Below are 17,864 nucleotides of genomic sequence, written 5' to 3' on the forward strand. Positions count from 1 at the left end.
CGCTTGCCGAGCGCGGAGAGCACAATGCCGACAAGCTCACGGTCGACGGCCTTGTGTATTTGAAGAACCTCACTTCCCACAAGAAGAAACCGGTTAACGCAGGGGCTTGATAGCAATTTCGATGCGCGGTCTCGCTTTATCGTAACCGCGCCGATCGCCAGTATCGCTATCTGGCTGTCGTCGTACCTACTGGTCGCCTCCTGGCCAAAAGAGCTTCACGGCCTCAATCGCGGCTCCTCCTTGAGGGATATTTGCCGGCGTGCGCTGGAACCCTTTGAAACTAACGAAATTGTTTTGAGTGGTTGGGATACTGGAAGGCTGAAGTGCGGCAGCGGCCAGCCCTGACCCAGTCACCTGAATCCCTGTCATAGGGATGAAACCGGAGGGATCATGGCCGAAAGTCTGGTGAGCCCGCGAGTCAAGCCACCACAACGTACAGGTGAACCGGGTGCAATCGCACAATTTTTTGGCGAGGTGGCAAATCGCACCTCGCTAGCCGCCGGGCGTGCGACAACATTCATTTTGGCTGCTTTAGTGATCATCATATGGGCAATTACCGGGCCACTCTTCGGCTTTTCAGACACGTGGCAGCTAATCATCAACACCGGAACGACCATCATAACGTTCCTCATGGTATTTTTAATTCAGAATTCGCAAAATCGCGATAATGCAGCGATTCAAGTGAAATTAGACGAACTAATACGTGTAAGCACCGCACAAAATTCATTCGTGGGAATTGAGCATCTCACAGACGAGGAGTTGGAAGAAATCCGCGCCAAATGCGAAAAGCGGGCGGCGGATCAGGTTGCAGACAGCGCTGTTCGCAAGACAGGTGAGATGGCTACGCGAGCGGCAGAGCGCGTTGCAGCCGCAGACTAACGATGGTCAACGCCAACCTCCATCCACCGGAGAGCTTCTTCGTGAGCTCGATGGCAGGTTTCAACCGGGGCAACAGAGTTTCGCCGCTGGTTATCTGCAACCGAGAAGCTGAGCGAAGTTTTGCTTCAGATAAACGAGACGCCGCTGAGCCAGCTCCGCCGAGATCTTGGGACCGGCCACCTCGAACACAAAACCGCAAACTCTTCGAAGTAAGGATCTGCATGGCAAAGACTCTGCTCTCGACCCAAGACTTGCAGGCGCGAGCGTTGGCAGAAATCCGAAAGCAACCTGGCTGCTCAAACGTTCGCAAAATCGCAATCAATCGCATCACGGATGAACGGACTGAAAATAATTGGTCAATGTGTGTGTTATCCGCGGGCGATGCCGATGCCAACACGGCGGCACGCGCTGCGCTCAAGGTCCAGGAGGCTCTACGGCACGACTACAATCTAGCGACAGATTAACCACCTGGTGCCGCTATGATGTGGAGGTGCTTCTTGACTTGAGCGTATCGCCGAATGTCGGCTTTGGGCTGCCATCAGCGAAGAGAGGTGTGCTCAAATAGCGCTCGCCGGTATCGGGCAGCATGCAGAGAATGTTTGCTCCTTTCTCTGCCTCTGCTGCAACCTTGAGGGCGCCCCCGAAGGTCCCGCCTGAGGTAATGCCCACAAAGATGCCCTCCTGGATAGCAAGGTCTTTGCTGCAGCGAATGGCATCCGGACCGGAAATTGCCAAAATGCGATCGATGACCTTCATTGCGACGGCATCGTCGGTGAGTTTGGGGATGAAATCCGGCGTCCAGCCTTGCATCGGATGCGGCTTGAATGTCGGATGCGGTGCCGCTGGAGTTCCATCCGAATTTCGCGCCTGCGCGATGCCACTGGCCAGCAACTGCGCATCCTCCGGCTCGCAAACCACAATCTCTGTCTCAGGACGCTCCTCGGCAAGCACCCGCGCGACGCCCTTTAGCGTTCCGCCGGTTCCATAGCCGGTAACCCAAAAATCCAGCCGCTCTCCGGAGAAATCGTCAATTATCTCACGCGCTGTCGTGCGCGAATGAATATCGGGATTGGCTTCATTCTCAAACTGCCGTGTCATGAACCAGCCATGCGTCTTGGCGAGCTCAATCGTCCTTTTGACCATGCCTACGGCGCCCTCGGCGGCGGGAGTTACAATGACCTTCGCTCCCAAGAACCGCATGAGCTTTCGGCGCTCGACACTGAATGACTCTGGCATGGTAATCACAAGCGGGTATCCCTTGGCGGCGCAAACCATCGCAAGACCAATTCCCGTATTTCCGCTTGTCGCTTCGATAACCGTCTGGCCAGGCTTAAGATCTCCCGACCTTTCGGCCGCCTCAATTACACCGAGAGCCAATCGGTCCTTCACTGAACCAAGAGGGTTGAAGGCTTCAACCTTTACGAAAAGATTCACGCCCCGCGGCGCCAAACGATTGATTCGAACGACCGGCGTTCTACCGATGGTTTCGACAATACTTTGGTATTTCCGCTGCATGCTGCATCTCCCGACCTTGCGTTTTGCTACCCGTAGTCAGAATACTCAACTCAACAGCTCCGAGACGGCGGTCCGGGCCAGCGCGTTTTCCTCAGGCAAGCCAATCGAGATGCGCGCCCAATGGTCGAGCGGAGGAAAGGCGCGCCCGATGTCGATGCCTTTGGCACGAAGAGCCCCGGCGATTTCCTGATGCGGACGGCCTGTGTGGAAAAACACGAAATTCCCCCTCGCATCCGAATACCGAAGCCTCAGAGTGTCGAATAAGCGGTGCCATAAATCGCGCTCTGCCATCACCTTCGATCGAACAGCTGCAACGTATGCTTTATCCCGCAGGCTCCCCGCGGCCGCCGCCAGCGCGAGCCGACCAAGCGGCTCGGCGGAACCGATCCCTCCTCGCTTCAACGATGCAGCGAGGGCTTTCGGGGCCACCGCATAGCCCATGGATAGGCCAGCCAACCCATAAATCTTGTCAAACGTTCTGAACACGACCACATTCTTGCCGGCCCGCGTCAAGCCGACAACTGTCCGTTCAGTGAAATCCGGCTCGAACTCCAGATAGGCTTCATCAACGATGACGACTGCGTGCTCCGACAGCTCGCTGACAAAGGCACCAAACTTCTTGGCATCGCTCACCGTACCGCTCGGATTATGCGGGTTGATGAGGTAGATGGCTCGCGTTCGGGCATTCACCTTCGCAGCTATGGCTGCAAGGTCGTTTTGAAGATTCTGATCGAGCGGCACACTGACAGCAGCGCCCCCGCCCCGGGCAGCTGCGTCTACCATCGCGGTATAACCGGGCTCCGAATAGATGAACTCTCCACCGCCTGGAGCTTGGTTCGCCAGTTGAAATCCCAGCGCATCGAGTACTTCGCCAAGCACGATCTGGTCCGCTGATACCTGCTCACGAGCGGCGATCGCCGGCGTCAGTACTTCATTTTGCTTGTCGACATATCGGAAGAGATTGCCGAACTCACTTTGAGCCGCGGCAATCGCAAGCGGCGATGGTCCGAATGGATTCTCGTTGAGAGAGAGCTGCACCCGAAGTGGCGGCATCGCGCTTTCCGCATCACCGGCTGCTGCAGAAACAACGAGTCCGCCCAACGCCAGTCCGCTTGCCGTCAGATAATCGCGACGGGTCAAAACCATTTCTCGTTTCCTCGTAGGCTCTTCAAAAACCTTTGCACGCCTACGTCGCATTGGATCGAAAGCTGCCCTGGGCTACCGACCCGCTAAGCAGACATGGTTGTTTACCGGTGCAAAGTGATCTCGTCCTGTCACGTCAAATCACGAATGAGGCACACGATCTGCCCGCCTGATCGTGAACGGCCACCAATGTAACATCGTCGTGCGTTGACTATCCCGGACCCTCTCGGGTGCAACGGGGGCTTTGGAGAATGGGTTGCAGTTAAATTATTTAACTCAGAAATTCTCGCGCCGATAAACCGTTGGCGTAACTCCAATCAATTTGCGAAACACGCGGTTCAGTTGGGATGCATCGCTAAACCCCACCGCGAGCGCCACATCGGCAATAGATAGATCGCTCTTCGACAACATCTCTTTTGCAACGCTGATCCGCACGGATAGAACGTATTGATAGGGCGAACTCCCAACTGAAGTTTTAAACGCCCGAATAAAGTGGAACTGGCTCAATCCTACCAAGCCCGCTAGATCGGATATCCCGATTCCACTCGAAATGTGAGCATCAACAAACTCTTTGATGCGTTTCAATTGAAGTGCAGTTAAACCACCGCGACGCGGGTTTAGCTGCAAGTACTTTGAGTCAGCGGCGTGCCGTAGTTCCCACAAAAGCAACAGCCCGAGCGCTCTCCGCATATGCAGGGTCGTCTATGCCCGAGCCATCTGAGACGCTTTGGAGTTTTTGGAGCGTAGCTTTAAGCTTGGTATTTTCAAAATACAAAGATGGCGGAACATTTGAGATATCATTTGAGCGGTGATGATCTGATGTGAGAGGGGCAAGATGGACCGCAAAGACCGAAGATGTCCGGCTCTTGAAACGAGCCCAACCATCCGCGGAAGATCCAATCGGCAAGAACGTCAATTTATCTCGGATGTCCGTAAGCGTAGAACGGCTCCCTCCGTTTATACTCGTCTCTCCATCGGAGCGAACAAAGTCATGCAGCGCTAGACAAGCTGCTTCTCCCTTCACTCGGTATTCCAATTCGGTTGGTTGAATACGAACAATCTCGGCAGAGAACCACGACCAAGACATCCGTTTAACTAGAAATGGATGATGTGCATCAGGGTGTCGCTGATGCCACTCGATTTTAGCGTCCGGCCCCAAACTCATTCCCCTCAAAGATTCGGTCTTTCTCACAATGTACTGACGATAAATTGACTCGGAATATCAATAATTGCTTGGATTGTTAAAAGTTGTTGCGGAACGCGTTTAAAGTGCGGCATTGAAGTCTTAGAACTTGCTCCAAATGGCCTTTCTTGCGCCAAAGAATTTCGACCGTTGCTCGTCCTGTTGCCCATCACCGGTCCGAAGGTATTCATTCGAGTTTGCTGGAACACGCTCGGGCTGGGCGGCAGCTCTCTTCCAACGCTGCGCAAAAATTCCAGGACGGGACTTCCGACAGGGAAGTTCCAACAAACGAGTTTGGGGCAGATCATATGATTGGGTGGAATTCAGCCGTCCTTCGGCTGCTTGACGAACACGACAGTCGTTTCGACGTCACTTGCGTCAGAATCGTGCAATGACACACTACCCGTTTCACCTTTTGCAGGGATATTGGCGCCCTTTCCTCTGGGTGTTTTTTATTTGCTTTGCCCTTGCGGGCACACTGATTTTCCGGATCCCAACGAAATACGAGGTCAAATCGTCGATCGAAGTCGCTTCGATCATAGTTGCTGATAATGTTGTAGCGATTGAACCGCCGCCCCAGATCGCCAAGATGGTCACCGACTTATATGGCCCATCTAGCGCGATCGAATTACAGGAACGAGGTGTCTCGATCTCATCTCTGGCCGCCCTCGAGAATGTGAAGGCCGAAGCAACCGGGCGTAATGTGTTCCTACGAAACCAAGTTAGCGAGTCGGGCGTCACAATCGCGAAGGATTTCCAGCAAACCATCATTAAGCACGTATTCAAGGCTAGCGCACCCTTGGTCCAATCTATGCGCCTTGGCATTTCTGAAAAGATTGAGTCTGCGCGCCACAACGCCCAGTCCTTGTCAGACCATCTCGAAAAGCTACGTAGCGAAATCGACCAAGTTAACATTCGAAAAGAAACTTCGAATCGACACTTGGCCGACCTACACGACGATTATTCTGATAAGATTAGGCGCCCGATCAATTCAGGGGGCGCCGAGAATGCTCTCGAGGATGCACGGGAACTCCGCCAGCGCATTGCCAGCGGAGAAGCGCAGCGCCGCGATCTGTCTGCAGAGCATGCAAGACTCAGTCACGAACTCTATGAAAGCCAGCGCTTGCTCGATGAGCAAGTCCGGCTTCGACGGGTCGGTGATCGAGAATTGGCGACTCTAAGCGATTTTCGGTTGGCACTTTCGCCCTCAGTTTTGCCAGTGCCTCTCGCAGGGAGACGCCTAGCTTTTCTTGCAGCAGCAATGGTGTTTTCGTTCTTAATTGCATTCGGCACGATTGTATCCCTCCAGAAATTTCAAACGAGTTCCTATTGGCAAAGGGAAGAGCCTGCCTTGCGTCCAGAATCAGACCCATCATCGGGCCAAGACAGTGAAAGGTTATTCGCGGCTTCAGTCGCCCAAATCCGCTGATTGCGAGCATATCCAAGAGTAGAGCAGCAAGTTATTCAGGCTGGTCACACTTAGCCTGTTTTGCCGTGTTGCTAGCGAATTATCGGGCGATCAAAAACGAGACACGGACGCTGGCTCTTGCAGTCTCAGCCGTGTCAGCGGACATAAAGAGGCAAGGTGCGACCATTACAGACTCGTTGAGAGTCCTTCCGACCAGCTCAACATTTTTGGCCGCGACAACTTTGATCCTCAGCGTCATGCAAGAAACCTCCTACAGCAGATGCGACAGTTAGATGGCTGATGACAGCATCACGCAGCGCGCTCCTCTTCCGCTTGCGCGTGCAGACGTTGGAGCCGCAGTTCGCAGTCTGGTGTCTGTTTTCTGGCTGTCCATCGTGCTGGGTGGCTGCGCCGCCGACGCCAATACTAGCTTTATCCCGGAATTTCTTAAGCAGCCCGCTCCCAAAGTAGACGTTGATCAGCCTCCTGATGTTGCTTCAATCGTTCGGAGCGATATCACAACCATTTTTGCAGCAGGATCCTTGTCAACATCGATCAAGGCCGCGTAGGGCGACGCGAGCATGTCGATGCCCATCATTGGTGTGACAGGGAATCTTACAGCCGCTCTGAATTCCACTAAAGCTACAATCGCCGCTGCCAGTGCTTGCTAGTGTAGTCCAGACCGCTCGAATACCGGTTTGGAGACCGAATTGGAGACCATAACCACCTTCGGTCCTAGGAATATGGTATTTTCAAATAGATGGATCATCTAGCTAGCGGAGCGAGAGCTACTGTAATCCAACATTCTCCGCTTTTGCGAAGAAATTCGCCCCGCTAGGTCGATAAAGTGGAGCTTTCGACCACGCCAACTGTTCCGGCTATTCAACCGCGCATCCGGCGCCGCGCATTTCGTGTTTGACACCTGTCGGAGGAACCACGGGCTCTCTCCATGCTCGAACGATAACCATTCGGTGAAGACCGCAGATACTTAGCTGCCTTTACATCTTTGTTTCGTGGCCAGCGGTTGGACGGCACGCGCTGCGCCCGGTGCGGCGCCGGCGCTTGGATTCGTAGTCCGTCGAGCGCTAATGCTTTCCGGGAAAGCCGCCGAGGCCGTTAAAGGTCATATACAGCGAGTAGCCGCTGACCGCAATGGCGACGGCTATTTCGAACAGCAGGACGGCGACGCCGTATTTGTACCAAGGCTCGTGCGGCGCGACACGAATATCAACGTGGTTCATTGCATCTCCTGGAGAGTTTCACGACGGCTTCGGTGCAGAACTCAGGAGCGTTGGCCGGCCAGAGCGCGGTCAAGCAGACCATGCTCCTGCGGGTGCCGCTCGTGACGGGCTGCCCAGAAGTAGAACAGGATGAACGGCGCGAACATGTAGAGCGTGACGTACAGATATCCTACGTGGGCCTTGACGCTGGCAAAGATCAGCGGATAGGCGATGCCGCCGACGGTTGAGATCCCGCCGATGAAGCCGGCGGCAATACCGGGGCAGTCCGGAAAGAGCAGCGGAACCAGGGCGAAAGTGCCGCCGGTGCCGAAAGATACAAAGATGCCGAGCGCCACCAGCACCGCGATCGACAAGGGCAGGAAGCCGTAAAGCCCCGCAACGGTCAGCCCGATCATCGACAGCATGATCAGGATGAGCGCGATTCCCAGCCAATGCAGGCGCGGCGCGTAGGGCAGTTCTTTGGCAATGAAAGGCAACGGCGTCCAACCCTTGCGCTGGAAGAGGTCGGACATGAAGCCGGCGAACGGCCGGAACAAAGACGCGTTGAACGATAACACGGCCGCGAACGTGCCGGCCGCGATCTGAATGCCGGCAACGCCGGTGAAGCCGAGCGCAAGAATCTCATCGTGAAAGCCGCGGGTGAAATAACCCGGCAGCCAGGCGTTCAACGCGATTTCCAGGCCGAACGACATCGCATAGGCTAGCATCAAAGCGATGGCGATATAGCGGGTCCACACGAACACCATTCCGCGCAGGTCGCCGCCGCGCCGCACCGCGTCGCGCCGCTCCATGGTCTTGGCGGCGCTACCGCGCCACAGATACCAGGCGGCGACGACGAGAGCGATCATGCCCAGCCACAGAAATGCGCTCCGATAGTCGGTGCCGAAGATGCGCGGCAGCAACAATGCGCCGACGCCGGCGCCGACGTTGCCGGTGCCAGCGTAAAGTCCCTCGGCGGTGCCGATCTCGTGGGCGTCGAACCATTGCGCGACGTGCTGGACACCGACGACGAAGGAGACGCCGGCAATGGCGACGACCACTCGCTCGGCGAAAAGCAGTTCGTAGCTGGTGGTGAAGGCCGACGCGATCGAAACCAGTCCGCAGCCGGCAAGGATCGCGGCGAACGTCCGCGGAGCGCCAAATCGATCGGACGCCCAGCCGGCGACGATGCGCCCGACCGGCACCATCCAGATGGCCGAACTGGCGAGCAGGCCAAGGTCCTTGATCGTAAGGTGATACGTCGCCGCGATGCTCGGGCTGAACGCAGCCGTGGAGAACCACATCAGGAAGCACCAAAAAAAGCCGACGGTCGCTATCCCAAGCTGTTCAACCTTGTGGCCTCGCATCAATGTTTGCTCCGCTGAACGATCTGGAGATCCGCCGCATCCAAGAAAAGAAAGAGAGCCCCAAGCGACCAATGTAGCTGACCGCGGCGCCGCCGACCGAGCCCCAGGTCCCGGTATGGCCGCGCGCCGTCTTTCACGCTTCCACCTCAAGATCGGAGAGGGCGACGCTGCAACAGGCAAAGGCGATACCGTTCTCCTTGCGCCGGCGGTCCTTTTCAAATTCCGGTTTCTCGGAAAGCGTTCCGGTGAAGCTCACCTCGCACTCTGCGCAACTGCCGGTCCGGCAGGCGTAATCCATCTCGATTCCGTGGGCTTCCGCCAATTCCAGGAGGGTCACGGTCTCGTCCGTCTCGACCGTCCTGTCGCTCTTGATGAAGTGGACACGGTGCCGCGGCTCCGACAGCGCCAGGGGCTTCGGCACACGCTTGCCTCCCCCCGCGACCCGGCTGGATCCGAAACTCTCGCTATGAAGCTTGGCCTGATCAAAGCCGAGCTCCTGGAGGATCCTCCTTACCTCCGCGGCGAAGGGCTCGGGCCCGCACAGGAAGACGTGCCGCTGATCGAGGTCGGGGACCAGCGCATGGATCATCGACTTGTCGAATCGCCCGGTGAGGCCGGTCCAAGATTCGCTTCGCCCGGGCCAGGCGGAGGTCAGGGTGACGGCAACGCGGAAACAGGCATGCCGGGCCGAGATGAGCTCGAGCTCCTTGCGGAAAATGATGTCCGCAGGCGATTTGAACGAGACCAGGAATTTCACATCCACATCGGTCGTCGTGTCGACGATCCAGCGGCTCATCGACATCATCGGCGTGATCCCGCTGCCGGCGCCGATGAACAGCATCTTTGACGCCGGACAATCGAAGCAGCTGAATTTTCCGGCCGGCCCCTTGATGGTCAGCCGCTCCCCCAGCATGACATGGTCGCACAGCCAGTTCGACACACGACCGCCGGGTACGCGTTTCACGGTCAATTCGAGAACATGCGGCCGGGACGGGCTCGATGAGATGCTGTAGGACCGCTCGATATACTCGCCATCGATGGTGAGAAGGAGGGTCACGAACTGACCCGGTCGATAGGAGAACAGGAGCGGCTTTTCGCCGACGAGCCGAAAGGTCTTGACGTCGGTGGTTTCCTCGATGATGTCCGCCACCTTCAAGCTCGTGACGCCGCCCGACCAGAGCGCGATGGCGGCGCGATCCTCGATGAGATTCGAAGGGGGCGGGGGCGGGACATAGAAATAGGAGGAAATTTCCGCCAATTCCTCGGCCTCGACGATCTCCTCCCCTCCGGTGGCCGGAGAATTGGCAAGGCGGATACGCAGTTGATAGCCCGGGATGTCGACCAGGGACCCATCCCGTAGCGGAACCGGCACGCCCGCCTTGATCTTTTTTCGATCGAGAAGCGTCCCGCATTCAAGATCGATCGCCCGGAGATAGAACCTGCCGTCCTTCTTGTAGAAGGCGGCGTGAAACAGGCCGAGCTTGTAGGCTTCGAGTTGTATATGGGCCCGGGGATGTCGTCCGACGACGGTCCAGCTGCCCAGCGGATCGATCGGCACATCCTCGATCTCGACGCCGTTCTGCAGGATGACGATCTTGTCGGGCGAGTTGGCATATGATGCCTCGCCCGCGAACAGCCGATCGACCCAGGTTTTGCGGCGACGTACTAGAGTTTCGGATTGCGGTGTCGACGATCCGCCGGGACCGTCCGCGACGATGACCGGCGCCGGCAGGCCGGCGAATAGCTGTCCCCAAAATGCCGGTTCCAGTGGGTCCGATCCTGCATTCCCATCGCCATCCCGTATGGTCATGGTGCGCTCCTCACCGCCAGCACTGGCGATCTAAGAGATTCAGGATGGCTTCGCGCGTGGTCTCGATGACCTGCATCACCTCTTCGATCTCCGCGGCGCCGATCTTCAGCTCTTCCAGAGTTTCCTTGAGGATCGTGGATATCCGGTCGAAATGCCGCGCCTCCAGCCCCATTTTGCTGACCAGCTCGACGCCGCTGTACTGGTACGGACCGCCGAAGGCCATGGCGAGAATGGATTTCTGCTTGAGCCGCTGAGCCGCCATATCGACATCGTCGAAGAATCGCCCGACGAGGTCGTCCTCGAGGAGCTTGCGGTGAAACAGATCGACGGCGATGTCCATCGCCTGGTCGCCACCGATCCGGTCATAAAGCGGTATATCTTTCAGCTGGAAATAATCCCCCTTCTTCGCGGCGACGCTGTCGGTTCCCCAATCGATCGGTCGCTCCAGCTTTTTTAGCAGCGGGATATGCTTGGAGCATTGGATGTAGGCCTCCTCGACCTCGACCATCACCCACTTATTCGGCCGTCTCTTACCCTCCTTCGCCAACTCGGCCAGCACATCCTTGGGCAGCTTGTCGGCAAAGGCTTCGAGCTCGTCGCTCTGCGCGATGCGCGCCTTGCCATTGACATGCAGGCCGACGGAATCTCGATAGAAGTCGAGGATCAGCAGGGCGATGTGCGGATTTTCCGAAATGTTCCCCAGACTGGCAAACACGCCGTTGCCGCGGTATTCAGGGTAGAGGAGATGCTTGTTTCCCAACACATGGATGAATCCGGGCTCGCCGAATCTCGGGCTGCAATCGCATTCGCCGTGACGATCGGCGGTGCCGACGAACATGAACTCCTGTTGGGAGATGAATTCCCGCATCCGCGGGGCGAGAAAATTCAGGACCTGCCGGGCATAAAAGGTATTGGCCCGATCCTCGGAGGCATATTTCGTCTGCAGCGCGTGCTCGCCGTCGGAGCCGGGCAGGAGGCTCGGGGTTTTCAGCTTTACCGGACCACCGGGCTGGCCCGGCGGATGGCCAACCCCGGAACGCGGCGGATTACTTGCTGGGCTGTCAACCAAGGATACTCGATGCAGGTTCATGTTTGTCCCGCCTCGAACAGCCGCCCATAGAACAGGGCGGCGGCTTGCGATGTCGGTGCAACCAACTTAACGCGCAACCATCCGCAGCGCGGACCACGCATGCCCCCTGCATCGCCATGCGCAAACGCTTCGACAGTCAGTCCGCTGGTGAGAGCGGCAGCCTTGGCTAAGACGATCATGGTCTTGCGTAACATTGCAGGCACTCCTTTTGGGGCGCGACGGCGTCCATTCGACTGACAAAAAATTCACGATCGTTCGCCTGGATTGCGAAAGTCAGATCCATGCTCCGCCGCCGCTCTAGAGCTGTGATGGACGAAGAATATGTTCAAGAACATATTTTGACTGGCGGTATTGTCGCGCCAGTTGGAGACGCCTCGCCGACTCATTCATGGCCGCTTACAGCCATTTCGCTCGGCGTTGTCGCGTCATACCCGACACATCTGCGGTGTGCTCCGCGCTCCGCGCATGCGTGGTCCGCGCTGCGGATGGCTGCGCGTTAAGTTGGTTGCAGCGACATCGCAAGCCGCCGCCCTGTTCTATGGGCGGCTGTTCGAGATTGCGCCGGCGGTCAAATCCTTGTTACGCGGCGATATGACGGAACAAGGCGCAAGCTGATGGCGACGCTGGGCGTTGTGGCCAACAGTCTGGGCAATCTCGAAGCCGTGTTGCCGGCGGCGAGCGCTCGTGCCAGGCGACACGTCGACTATGGCGTGAAGGCTGCCGATTACACGCCCGTTGGCGCGGCGCTGCTGTGGACGCTGGAGCAGGGTTTAGGATTACGATGTTGCGGTCGGCATCAAGCCGAACGCCGAAGTCGGCGCTCACGCCGGTATCGCGGTCAATCGCGGCATCGTCGTCGACGATCATAATGAGTCGGCGAGGCGTCTCCAACTGGCGCGACAATACCGCCAGTCAAAATATGTTCTTGAACATATTCTTCGTCCATCACAGCTCTAGAGCGGCGGCGGAGCATGGATCTGACTTTCGCAATCCAGGCGAACGATCGTGAATTTTTTGTCAGTCGAATGGACGCCGTCGCGCCCCAAAAGGAGTGCCTGCAATGTTACGCAAGACCATGATCGTCTTAGCCAAGGCTGCCGCTCTCACCAGCGGACTGACTGTCGAAGCGTTTGCGCATGGCGATGCAGGGGGCATGCGTGGTCCGCGCTGCGGATGGCTGCGCGTTAAGCTGGTTGCACCGACATCGCAAGCCGCCGTCCTGTTCTATGGGCGGCTGTTCGAGATTGCGCCGGCGGTCAAATCCTTGTTACGCGGCGATATGACGGAACAAGGCGCAAGCTGATGGCGACGCTGGAGCAGGGTTTAGGATTACGATGAGCGAACCGCTCGTCATCGTTGGCAACGGCATGGCGGCTGCCTGCTTGTGCGAAGAGCTCGCCCAGCGTGCGCTCGGCCGTTATGCCGTCGCGGTGATCGGCGAAGAGCCGCGGCTTGCCTATAATCGCGTGCTGCTTTCGTCGGTGCTGGCTGGCGAAGTGCGCGCGAGCGACATTTCACTGAAGCCGGCGGCCTGGTGGAGCGATCGGGGCATCACCTTGTGCTACGGCGTCGGCGTGACGGCGGCGGATATTGCCGCACGCACCGTGACGCTGTCCGACGGCAAAGCGTTGCCGTTCGCCAAGCTCGTATTCGCCACCGGCTCGCGGCCGATCTGCTTGCGCATCGCCGGCGCCGATCTGCCCGGCGTGCTCACATTCCGCGACATGAGCGACGTCGCGTCGATGTCGCGGGCTGCCTGCCGGAGTGCGCCCATTGTCGTGATCGGCGGCGGGCTCCTGGGCATTGAGGCGGCTTACGGTCTCGCCAAAGCCGGCGCATCGGTGACACTGGTTCATCTCATGGATCGCTTGATGGAGCGCCAGCTCGACGCACGCGCCGCGTTGCTGCTCAAGCGTGCGGTCGAGGCGAAAGGCATCCGGGTGCTGCTGGACGTCGTGACGGCGAGATTCGTCGGCAATGGTCATGTCGAGGGTGTAGAGCTCAAGGACGGCCGCGTGCTGGCGGCCGACACGGTCGTTGTTGCGGTCGGCATCAAGCCGAACGCCGAAGTCGCCGCTCACGCCGGTATCGCGGTCAATCGCGGCATCGTCGTCGACGATCATCTCGTCACCAGCACATCCGATGTTTTCGCAATCGGTGAATGCGCCGAGCACCGCGGCGTCTGCTACGGTCTGGTGGAGCCCGCCAACGAGCAGGCGCGCGCGCTGGCCGAGCGCCTCTCCGGCCGCGATGCGCGCTATCTCGGCAGCGTGAACGCCACCAATCTCAAGGTCTCCGGCGTTCATGTGTTCTCCGCCGGCGATTTTCTCGGCGCGCCCGGCACCGAGTCGGTCGTGCTCAGCGATCAGGGTCTCGGCACCTACCGAAAACTGGTGATTGCCGGCGGCCGCGTCGTCGGCGCCGTGCTCTACGGCGATACGGCCGACTCGTTTTGGTATCTCGATCTCATTCGTTCCGGCGCCGCGATCGATTTCGTCCGCGAGGATCTCATTTTCGGTCGAGCATTGGGCAAGCGGCCTAGAGCGGCCGGCGGCCGGGCGACGAAACAGCTGAGTCGAACAGGAACTGGCGGCAGGTCGACGAGCGCCGTGAGCCGGTCATGAACACCTTATCGCCGCATCCTCCCGCCGTGCGCACCACCTGTCCATATTGCGGTGTCGGCTGCGGCATCCTCGCAGCCGTGGACCGGCAAGGCGATGTGACTATTTCCGGCGATCCCGTGCATCCGGCCAATTTCGGGCGGCTGTGCTCGAAAGGCTCGGCGCTCGGCGAAACGCTTTCGCTCGACCAGCGCTTGCTCCACCCCATGTTTCGTCAAGCTGACGGTTCTCTTGCACGTACCGATTGGGACACCGCACTGGCAACGGTCGCAACCGGACTGCGCACGATCGTCGATCGCGACGGGCCGAACGCGATTGCGTTCTATCTTTCCGGCCAGTTGCTCACCGAGGACTACTATGTCGCCAACAAGCTGATGAAAGGCTTTCTCGGCTCGTCCAACGTCGACACCAATTCGCGGCTGTGCATGGCCTCTTCCGTTGCCGGTCATCGCCGCGCCTTCGGCGCCGACGTGGTGCCCGGCATTTACCGGGATCTCGACGAGGCCGATCTGATCGTGCTCGTCGGCTCCAATGCGGCGTGGTGCCATCCGGTACTCTATCAGCGGATGATTGCCGCGAAAAACGAGCACGGCACCAGATTGGTCGTTATCGATCCGCGGCGCACCGCGACGGCGGACGCGGCGGATCTGTTCTTGCCGATCGCATCCGGAATGGATACCGCGCTTTTTTGCGGGCTGCTTGCCTACCTCGCCGATACGCGCGCCCTCAACGACAGCTATATCGCGGAATATACGCGCGGCTTTGCCGATGCGCTTGCGCGCGCCCGCCAGATCGCCGGCGACGCGGCGGCGGCCGCCAAGGCGAGCGGGCTCGATCTCGGCGAGGTTGCCCGCTTCTTTGAGCTGTTTGCGCGAACCGAGCGCGTCGTCACCTGCTACTCGCAAGGGGTCAATCAATCCGCGCAAGGCACCGACAAGGTGAATGCGATCATCAATGTTCACCTCGCCACCGGGCGCATCGGCCGGCCGGGCATGGGACCGTTCTCGCTGACCGGCCAGCCCAACGCCATGGGCGGCCGCGAAGTCGGCGGGCTTGCCAATCAACTCGCCGCCCATATGGGCTTTTCGCCCAGCGAAACAGATCGCGTCCGCCGCTTCTGGAACGCGCCGCGGATGGCGGCGAGCGAAGGCCTCAAGGCCGTCGACATGTTCGAAGCGATCGAACGCGGAACGATCAAGGCGCTCTGGGTCATGGCGACAAATCCGGCCGTGTCGCTGCCCCGCGCGGGCGCCTTTCGTTTGGCGCTGAAAAAGCTCGAATTGTTCATCGTGTCCGAGACCACACTCCACACCGACACCGTCGAGGCGGGCGCGCATGTGCTCTTGCCTGCGGCCGCCTGGGGCGAGAAAGACGGCACCGTCACCAATTCGGAGCGGCGTATTTCGCGCCAGCGAGCGTTCCTGCCGCGCCCCGGCGAGGCGCAGCCCGATTGGTGGATCGTCAGCGAAGTGGCCCAGCGCCTCGGCTTCGAGCGCGCGTTTGCCTACCGCAAGCCGGCCGATGTTTTTCGCGAGCATGCGGCGCTGTCGGCGTTCGAGAATGATGGTCGGCGCGACTTCGACTTGGGCGGTCTCGCGGCGCTAGCCGACGATGACTATGACCGGCTCGACGCGGTGATGTGGCCCGTGAAAGCCGGAGTCGAACCAGGCGAAGCGCGCTTCTTCAGCGCCGGGGCGTTTTTCACGAGCGATCGGCGTGGCCGCTTCATTGCACCGGAACATCCGGGGGTGCGTGCGGCGACGAGTGACGCTTTTCCGCTGCGCCTCAACACCGGGCGCCTGCGCGATCAGTGGCACACGATGACGCGCAGCGGAAAGAGTCCGCGGCTGGGCGCGCATTCACCCGAACCGATGGTCGATATTCACCCCGATGATGCGAGTAGGACGGGCATCACCGATGGCGGTTTCGCCAAGGTCACGACGCCCCATGGCGGCGCCGTGTTTCGGGTTTGCGTTCGTTCGGGTCAGCAACGCGGATCGATTTTCGCGCCAATTCACTGGAGCTATTCGACGGCGGCCGATGCGTGCGTCGGCGCCCTGGCGATGGCGGAAAACGATCCGTTTTCCGGCCAGCCCGAGCTCAAGGCCACGCCCGCACGCGTCGAACCTGTTGAGTTTGCCTATCGCGGCTTTGCGCTCACGCGCGACTTGATCGCGCTCCCCGACGGAACGTGGTTCGCGCGCGTCGCCGTTGCCGGGGGTCACGGACTTCTGTTCGCGACCAACGAATTGCCCGCCCGATGGCATGGTCTGGCCGAAAAGCTGATATGTGGCGACCCGGAGCGTGCGGAATATATCGATCTGCCGCGTGGCATCGTGCGCATCGCCGCGTTGCGCGCCGGCAGGATCGAGGCCTGCATTTTCTCCGGGCCGTCACAAAATCCGCCGCGATGGGAGGTCGTGCGCGCGCTGTTCAGTTCGGGAATTTTGGCCGAGCGCGACCGGCGTCTTCTTCTTTCCGGCCAAAGCGCCGAGGGCGTTGCCGAAACCGGGCCGATCGTCTGCGCCTGTTACAGTGTCGGACTTGAAGCCATCCGCCGCGCTGTGGCTGAAGGGGGTGCCGCAAACGTCGCCGATATCGGGCGAACGCTTCGCGCCGGCACCAATTGCGGCTCCTGCGTTCCGGAATTGCAGGGAATTATCAAGCGGACCGCGTCCGCGGTCGGCTCGCGAACCGCCAGCTAGGCTGATAGCGTCAAGCTTGCGGTCCTGGCGTCTGCCGGTGTTTGCGTGGGAGGAGCAGTCGCCCGCTTTGCCATTCTTTTTACCGTCTATATATAACGGGCGAGGTGCTGGGCGCTTCAAGCTGCGCGCTGACGAATTGATTCGGAAACAGTGCATTGTCAGCATAGTCGAATTGCGCTCGCACTTTCACGGTACCGGTGGTGGTATCGATCTGTCTGTCATCGGCTGCCACTCGGCCGGTTGCGAGCATTTTGACGTTGGCGCGGTCGTCGGCGAACACTTCAAGGGGAGTGCCGGCCTTCAGTTGCGGCAGGACGTTCGGCGCGGCCACTGTCCGAGCGACAGCGCGACGCCCATGGCGGCTTCGCGTATTTCGTCGGCGAGCACGCGATCGTCGATCGAGCGCGCCAACACCATACCGCCAACGCATAGCGTTGCAATCGCGCGAGCCCGGGATCGGGCCGTCTGTCCATTACGCTGCATTGCCTGCTCAAAAATATCGATCATGACCCTGAGCACGGTTTCAAATGCTTGCCGAACACGATGCTCATCGCGCAAAAAGTCGGTCGGAAAAGCGATCAGAGGGCAGGTTCCGTCGATGTCCTCGAAATGCTCGCGCGAAAGATAGTCGCGGACGAACTGAGCCGCGCTGTCAAAAGCACGCGAATCGATACTGACTCCGTCGCTGCTTAAAAGCTGCTTTTCATTTAAAATTTGGGTGACCGCTTCGGCGTAAAGATCACCCTTGCTCTCAAAGTAACTATAGAAACTTCCCCGGGTGAGCCCGGCATCAGCCATAACGTCGTCGATTGACACAGTATCGAACCCACGGCGATTGAAGAGTCGCCAGGCGCTCCGAACAATTTTCTGTTTGGTTAGGCGGCGGTGGTCGGCAGGATACGACATCGAACCTCTCTCTCGCG

At 59.0% G+C, this 17,864-nt stretch carries 17 protein-coding genes and 1 pseudogene; 7 read left to right on the top strand and 11 right to left on the bottom strand.

Annotated elements, in window-relative coordinates; all coding sequences use genetic code 11:
• The first annotated feature begins 390 nt into the window (after positions 1-390).
• Positions 391-879: a low affinity iron permease family protein gene (locus N554_RS0114460; RefSeq protein WP_051677496.1), complete on the top strand. Its 489-nt coding sequence runs from the start codon at positions 391-393 to the stop codon at positions 877-879.
• Positions 880-1,356: 477 nt separating this feature from the next.
• On the opposite strand, the gene cysK is transcribed toward N554_RS0114460, so the two are convergent.
• The 4 genes from cysK to N554_RS39945 form a co-directional block, all read right to left on the bottom strand.
• Positions 1,357-2,394 carry a cysteine synthase A gene (cysK, locus tag N554_RS0114470; RefSeq protein WP_029584125.1) on the bottom strand — a complete coding sequence of 346 codons (1,038 nt, stop codon included), beginning with the start codon at positions 2,392-2,394 and terminating at the stop codon, positions 1,357-1,359.
• 45 nt (positions 2,395-2,439) lie between these two features.
• Entirely contained in the window at positions 2,440-3,540 is a 1,101-nt protein-coding gene (locus N554_RS0114475) for a pyridoxal phosphate-dependent aminotransferase (protein ID WP_245283606.1), read from the bottom strand.
• A 273-nt stretch (positions 3,541-3,813) separates the two neighbouring features.
• The gene (locus tag N554_RS42020) at positions 3,814-4,122 is read right to left on the bottom strand and encodes a helix-turn-helix domain-containing protein (protein ID WP_245283607.1); all 309 of its coding nucleotides are present in this window, start codon (positions 4,120-4,122) and stop codon (positions 3,814-3,816) included.
• A gap of 603 nt (positions 4,123-4,725) precedes the next feature.
• Complete coding sequence (locus N554_RS39945) at positions 4,726-4,911, bottom strand: hypothetical protein (protein ID WP_156041931.1); 186 nt, start codon at positions 4,909-4,911, stop codon at positions 4,726-4,728.
• A gap of 200 nt (positions 4,912-5,111) precedes the next feature.
• Here N554_RS39945 and N554_RS0114485 point away from each other — a divergent pair, with 200 nt between their 5' ends.
• Positions 5,112-6,149 (top strand): GumC domain-containing protein, encoded by a 1,038-nt coding sequence (locus N554_RS0114485; RefSeq protein ID WP_029584128.1) that lies wholly within the window; start codon positions 5,112-5,114, stop codon positions 6,147-6,149.
• Between the two features lie 272 nt (positions 6,150-6,421).
• Positions 6,422-6,697 carry a hypothetical protein gene (locus N554_RS39950; RefSeq protein ID WP_156041932.1) on the top strand — a complete coding sequence of 92 codons (276 nt, stop codon included), beginning with the start codon at positions 6,422-6,424 and terminating at the stop codon, positions 6,695-6,697.
• Positions 6,698-7,213: 516 nt separating this feature from the next.
• Here the strand turns inward: N554_RS39950 and N554_RS39955 are convergent.
• From N554_RS39955 to N554_RS0114520, 5 genes are all read right to left on the bottom strand, one after another.
• Entirely contained in the window at positions 7,214-7,369 is a 156-nt protein-coding gene (locus N554_RS39955) for a hypothetical protein (protein ID WP_156041933.1), read from the bottom strand.
• A 41-nt stretch (positions 7,370-7,410) separates the two neighbouring features.
• Positions 7,411-8,715 (bottom strand): MFS transporter, encoded by a 1,305-nt coding sequence (locus tag N554_RS0114505; RefSeq protein WP_029584129.1) that lies wholly within the window; start codon positions 8,713-8,715, stop codon positions 7,411-7,413.
• A 133-nt stretch (positions 8,716-8,848) separates the two neighbouring features.
• Entirely contained in the window at positions 8,849-10,525 is a 1,677-nt protein-coding gene (locus N554_RS37360; RefSeq protein WP_051677497.1) for an FAD-binding oxidoreductase, read from the bottom strand.
• Positions 10,526-10,535: 10 nt separating this feature from the next.
• On the bottom strand, positions 10,536-11,615 hold the full coding sequence (locus N554_RS0114515) for a pyridoxamine 5'-phosphate oxidase family protein (RefSeq protein WP_081851266.1): 1,080 nt from the start codon (positions 11,613-11,615) through the stop codon (positions 10,536-10,538).
• Positions 11,612-11,809 carry a hypothetical protein gene (locus tag N554_RS0114520; protein ID WP_029584132.1) on the bottom strand — a complete coding sequence of 66 codons (198 nt, stop codon included), beginning with the start codon at positions 11,807-11,809 and terminating at the stop codon, positions 11,612-11,614. The genes N554_RS0114515 and N554_RS0114520 overlap by 4 nt, the downstream gene beginning before the upstream one ends.
• 271 nt (positions 11,810-12,080) lie before the next feature.
• Between N554_RS0114520 and N554_RS42025 the strand changes: the two are divergent.
• From N554_RS42025 to N554_RS0114550, 4 genes and pseudogenes are all read left to right on the top strand, one after another.
• Positions 12,081-12,391, top strand: a pseudogene (locus N554_RS42025) (globin domain-containing protein); the annotation flags it as partial.
• A gap of 284 nt (positions 12,392-12,675) precedes the next feature.
• The gene (locus N554_RS40985; protein WP_029584133.1) at positions 12,676-12,918 is read left to right on the top strand and encodes a globin family protein; all 243 of its coding nucleotides are present in this window, start codon (positions 12,676-12,678) and stop codon (positions 12,916-12,918) included.
• A gap of 31 nt (positions 12,919-12,949) precedes the next feature.
• The gene (locus N554_RS0114545; protein ID WP_051677498.1) at positions 12,950-14,239 is read left to right on the top strand and encodes an NAD(P)/FAD-dependent oxidoreductase; all 1,290 of its coding nucleotides are present in this window, start codon (positions 12,950-12,952) and stop codon (positions 14,237-14,239) included.
• Positions 14,236-16,941 (top strand): nitrate reductase, encoded by a 2,706-nt coding sequence (locus N554_RS0114550; protein WP_029584135.1) that lies wholly within the window; start codon positions 14,236-14,238, stop codon positions 16,939-16,941. Before N554_RS0114545 ends, N554_RS0114550 begins: the two co-directional genes overlap by 4 nt.
• Before the next feature lie 79 nt (positions 16,942-17,020).
• On the opposite strand, the gene N554_RS0114555 is transcribed toward N554_RS0114550, so the two are convergent.
• Together N554_RS0114555 and N554_RS0114560 are read right to left on the bottom strand one after the other, a co-directional pair.
• Positions 17,021-17,272 (bottom strand): hypothetical protein, encoded by a 252-nt coding sequence (locus tag N554_RS0114555; RefSeq protein ID WP_029584136.1) that lies wholly within the window; start codon positions 17,270-17,272, stop codon positions 17,021-17,023.
• Positions 17,242-17,864, bottom strand: a 623-nt coding sequence (locus N554_RS0114560) for a TetR/AcrR family transcriptional regulator (protein WP_210165377.1), incomplete at its 5' end; no start/stop codon positions are given. The genes N554_RS0114560 and N554_RS0114555, both read right to left, overlap by 31 nt.

It is taken from the genome of Bradyrhizobium sp. URHD0069 (assembly GCF_000701345.1).
In the GTDB taxonomy this organism is placed as follows: Bacteria; Pseudomonadota; Alphaproteobacteria; order Rhizobiales; family Xanthobacteraceae; genus Bradyrhizobium.

Coding starts and splice junctions, on each gene's coding strand:
- N554_RS0114460 (WP_051677496.1), top strand. CDS start 391: ATGGCCGAAAGTCTGGTGAGCCCGCGAGTCAAGCCACCACAACGTACA.
- cysK (WP_029584125.1), bottom strand. CDS start 2,394: ATGCAGCGGAAATACCAAAGTATTGTCGAAACCATCGGTAGAACGCCG.
- N554_RS0114475 (WP_245283606.1), bottom strand. CDS start 3,540: ATGGTTTTGACCCGTCGCGATTATCTGACGGCAAGCGGACTGGCGTTG.
- N554_RS39945 (WP_156041931.1), bottom strand. CDS start 4,911: ATGAATACCTTCGGACCGGTGATGGGCAACAGGACGAGCAACGGTCGA.
- N554_RS0114485 (WP_029584128.1), top strand. CDS start 5,112: ATGACACACTACCCGTTTCACCTTTTGCAGGGATATTGGCGCCCTTTC.
- N554_RS39950 (WP_156041932.1), top strand. CDS start 6,422: ATGGCTGATGACAGCATCACGCAGCGCGCTCCTCTTCCGCTTGCGCGT.
- N554_RS39955 (WP_156041933.1), bottom strand. CDS start 7,369: ATGAACCACGTTGATATTCGTGTCGCGCCGCACGAGCCTTGGTACAAA.
- N554_RS0114505 (WP_029584129.1), bottom strand. CDS start 8,715: ATGCGAGGCCACAAGGTTGAACAGCTTGGGATAGCGACCGTCGGCTTT.
- N554_RS37360 (WP_051677497.1), bottom strand. CDS start 10,525: ATGACCATACGGGATGGCGATGGGAATGCAGGATCGGACCCACTGGAA.
- N554_RS0114515 (WP_081851266.1), bottom strand. CDS start 11,615: ATGAACCTGCATCGAGTATCCTTGGTTGACAGCCCAGCAAGTAATCCG.
- N554_RS0114520 (WP_029584132.1), bottom strand. CDS start 11,809: ATGTTACGCAAGACCATGATCGTCTTAGCCAAGGCTGCCGCTCTCACC.
- N554_RS40985 (WP_029584133.1), top strand. CDS start 12,676: ATGTTACGCAAGACCATGATCGTCTTAGCCAAGGCTGCCGCTCTCACC.
- N554_RS0114545 (WP_051677498.1), top strand. CDS start 12,950: ATGAGCGAACCGCTCGTCATCGTTGGCAACGGCATGGCGGCTGCCTGC.
- N554_RS0114550 (WP_029584135.1), top strand. CDS start 14,236: ATGAACACCTTATCGCCGCATCCTCCCGCCGTGCGCACCACCTGTCCA.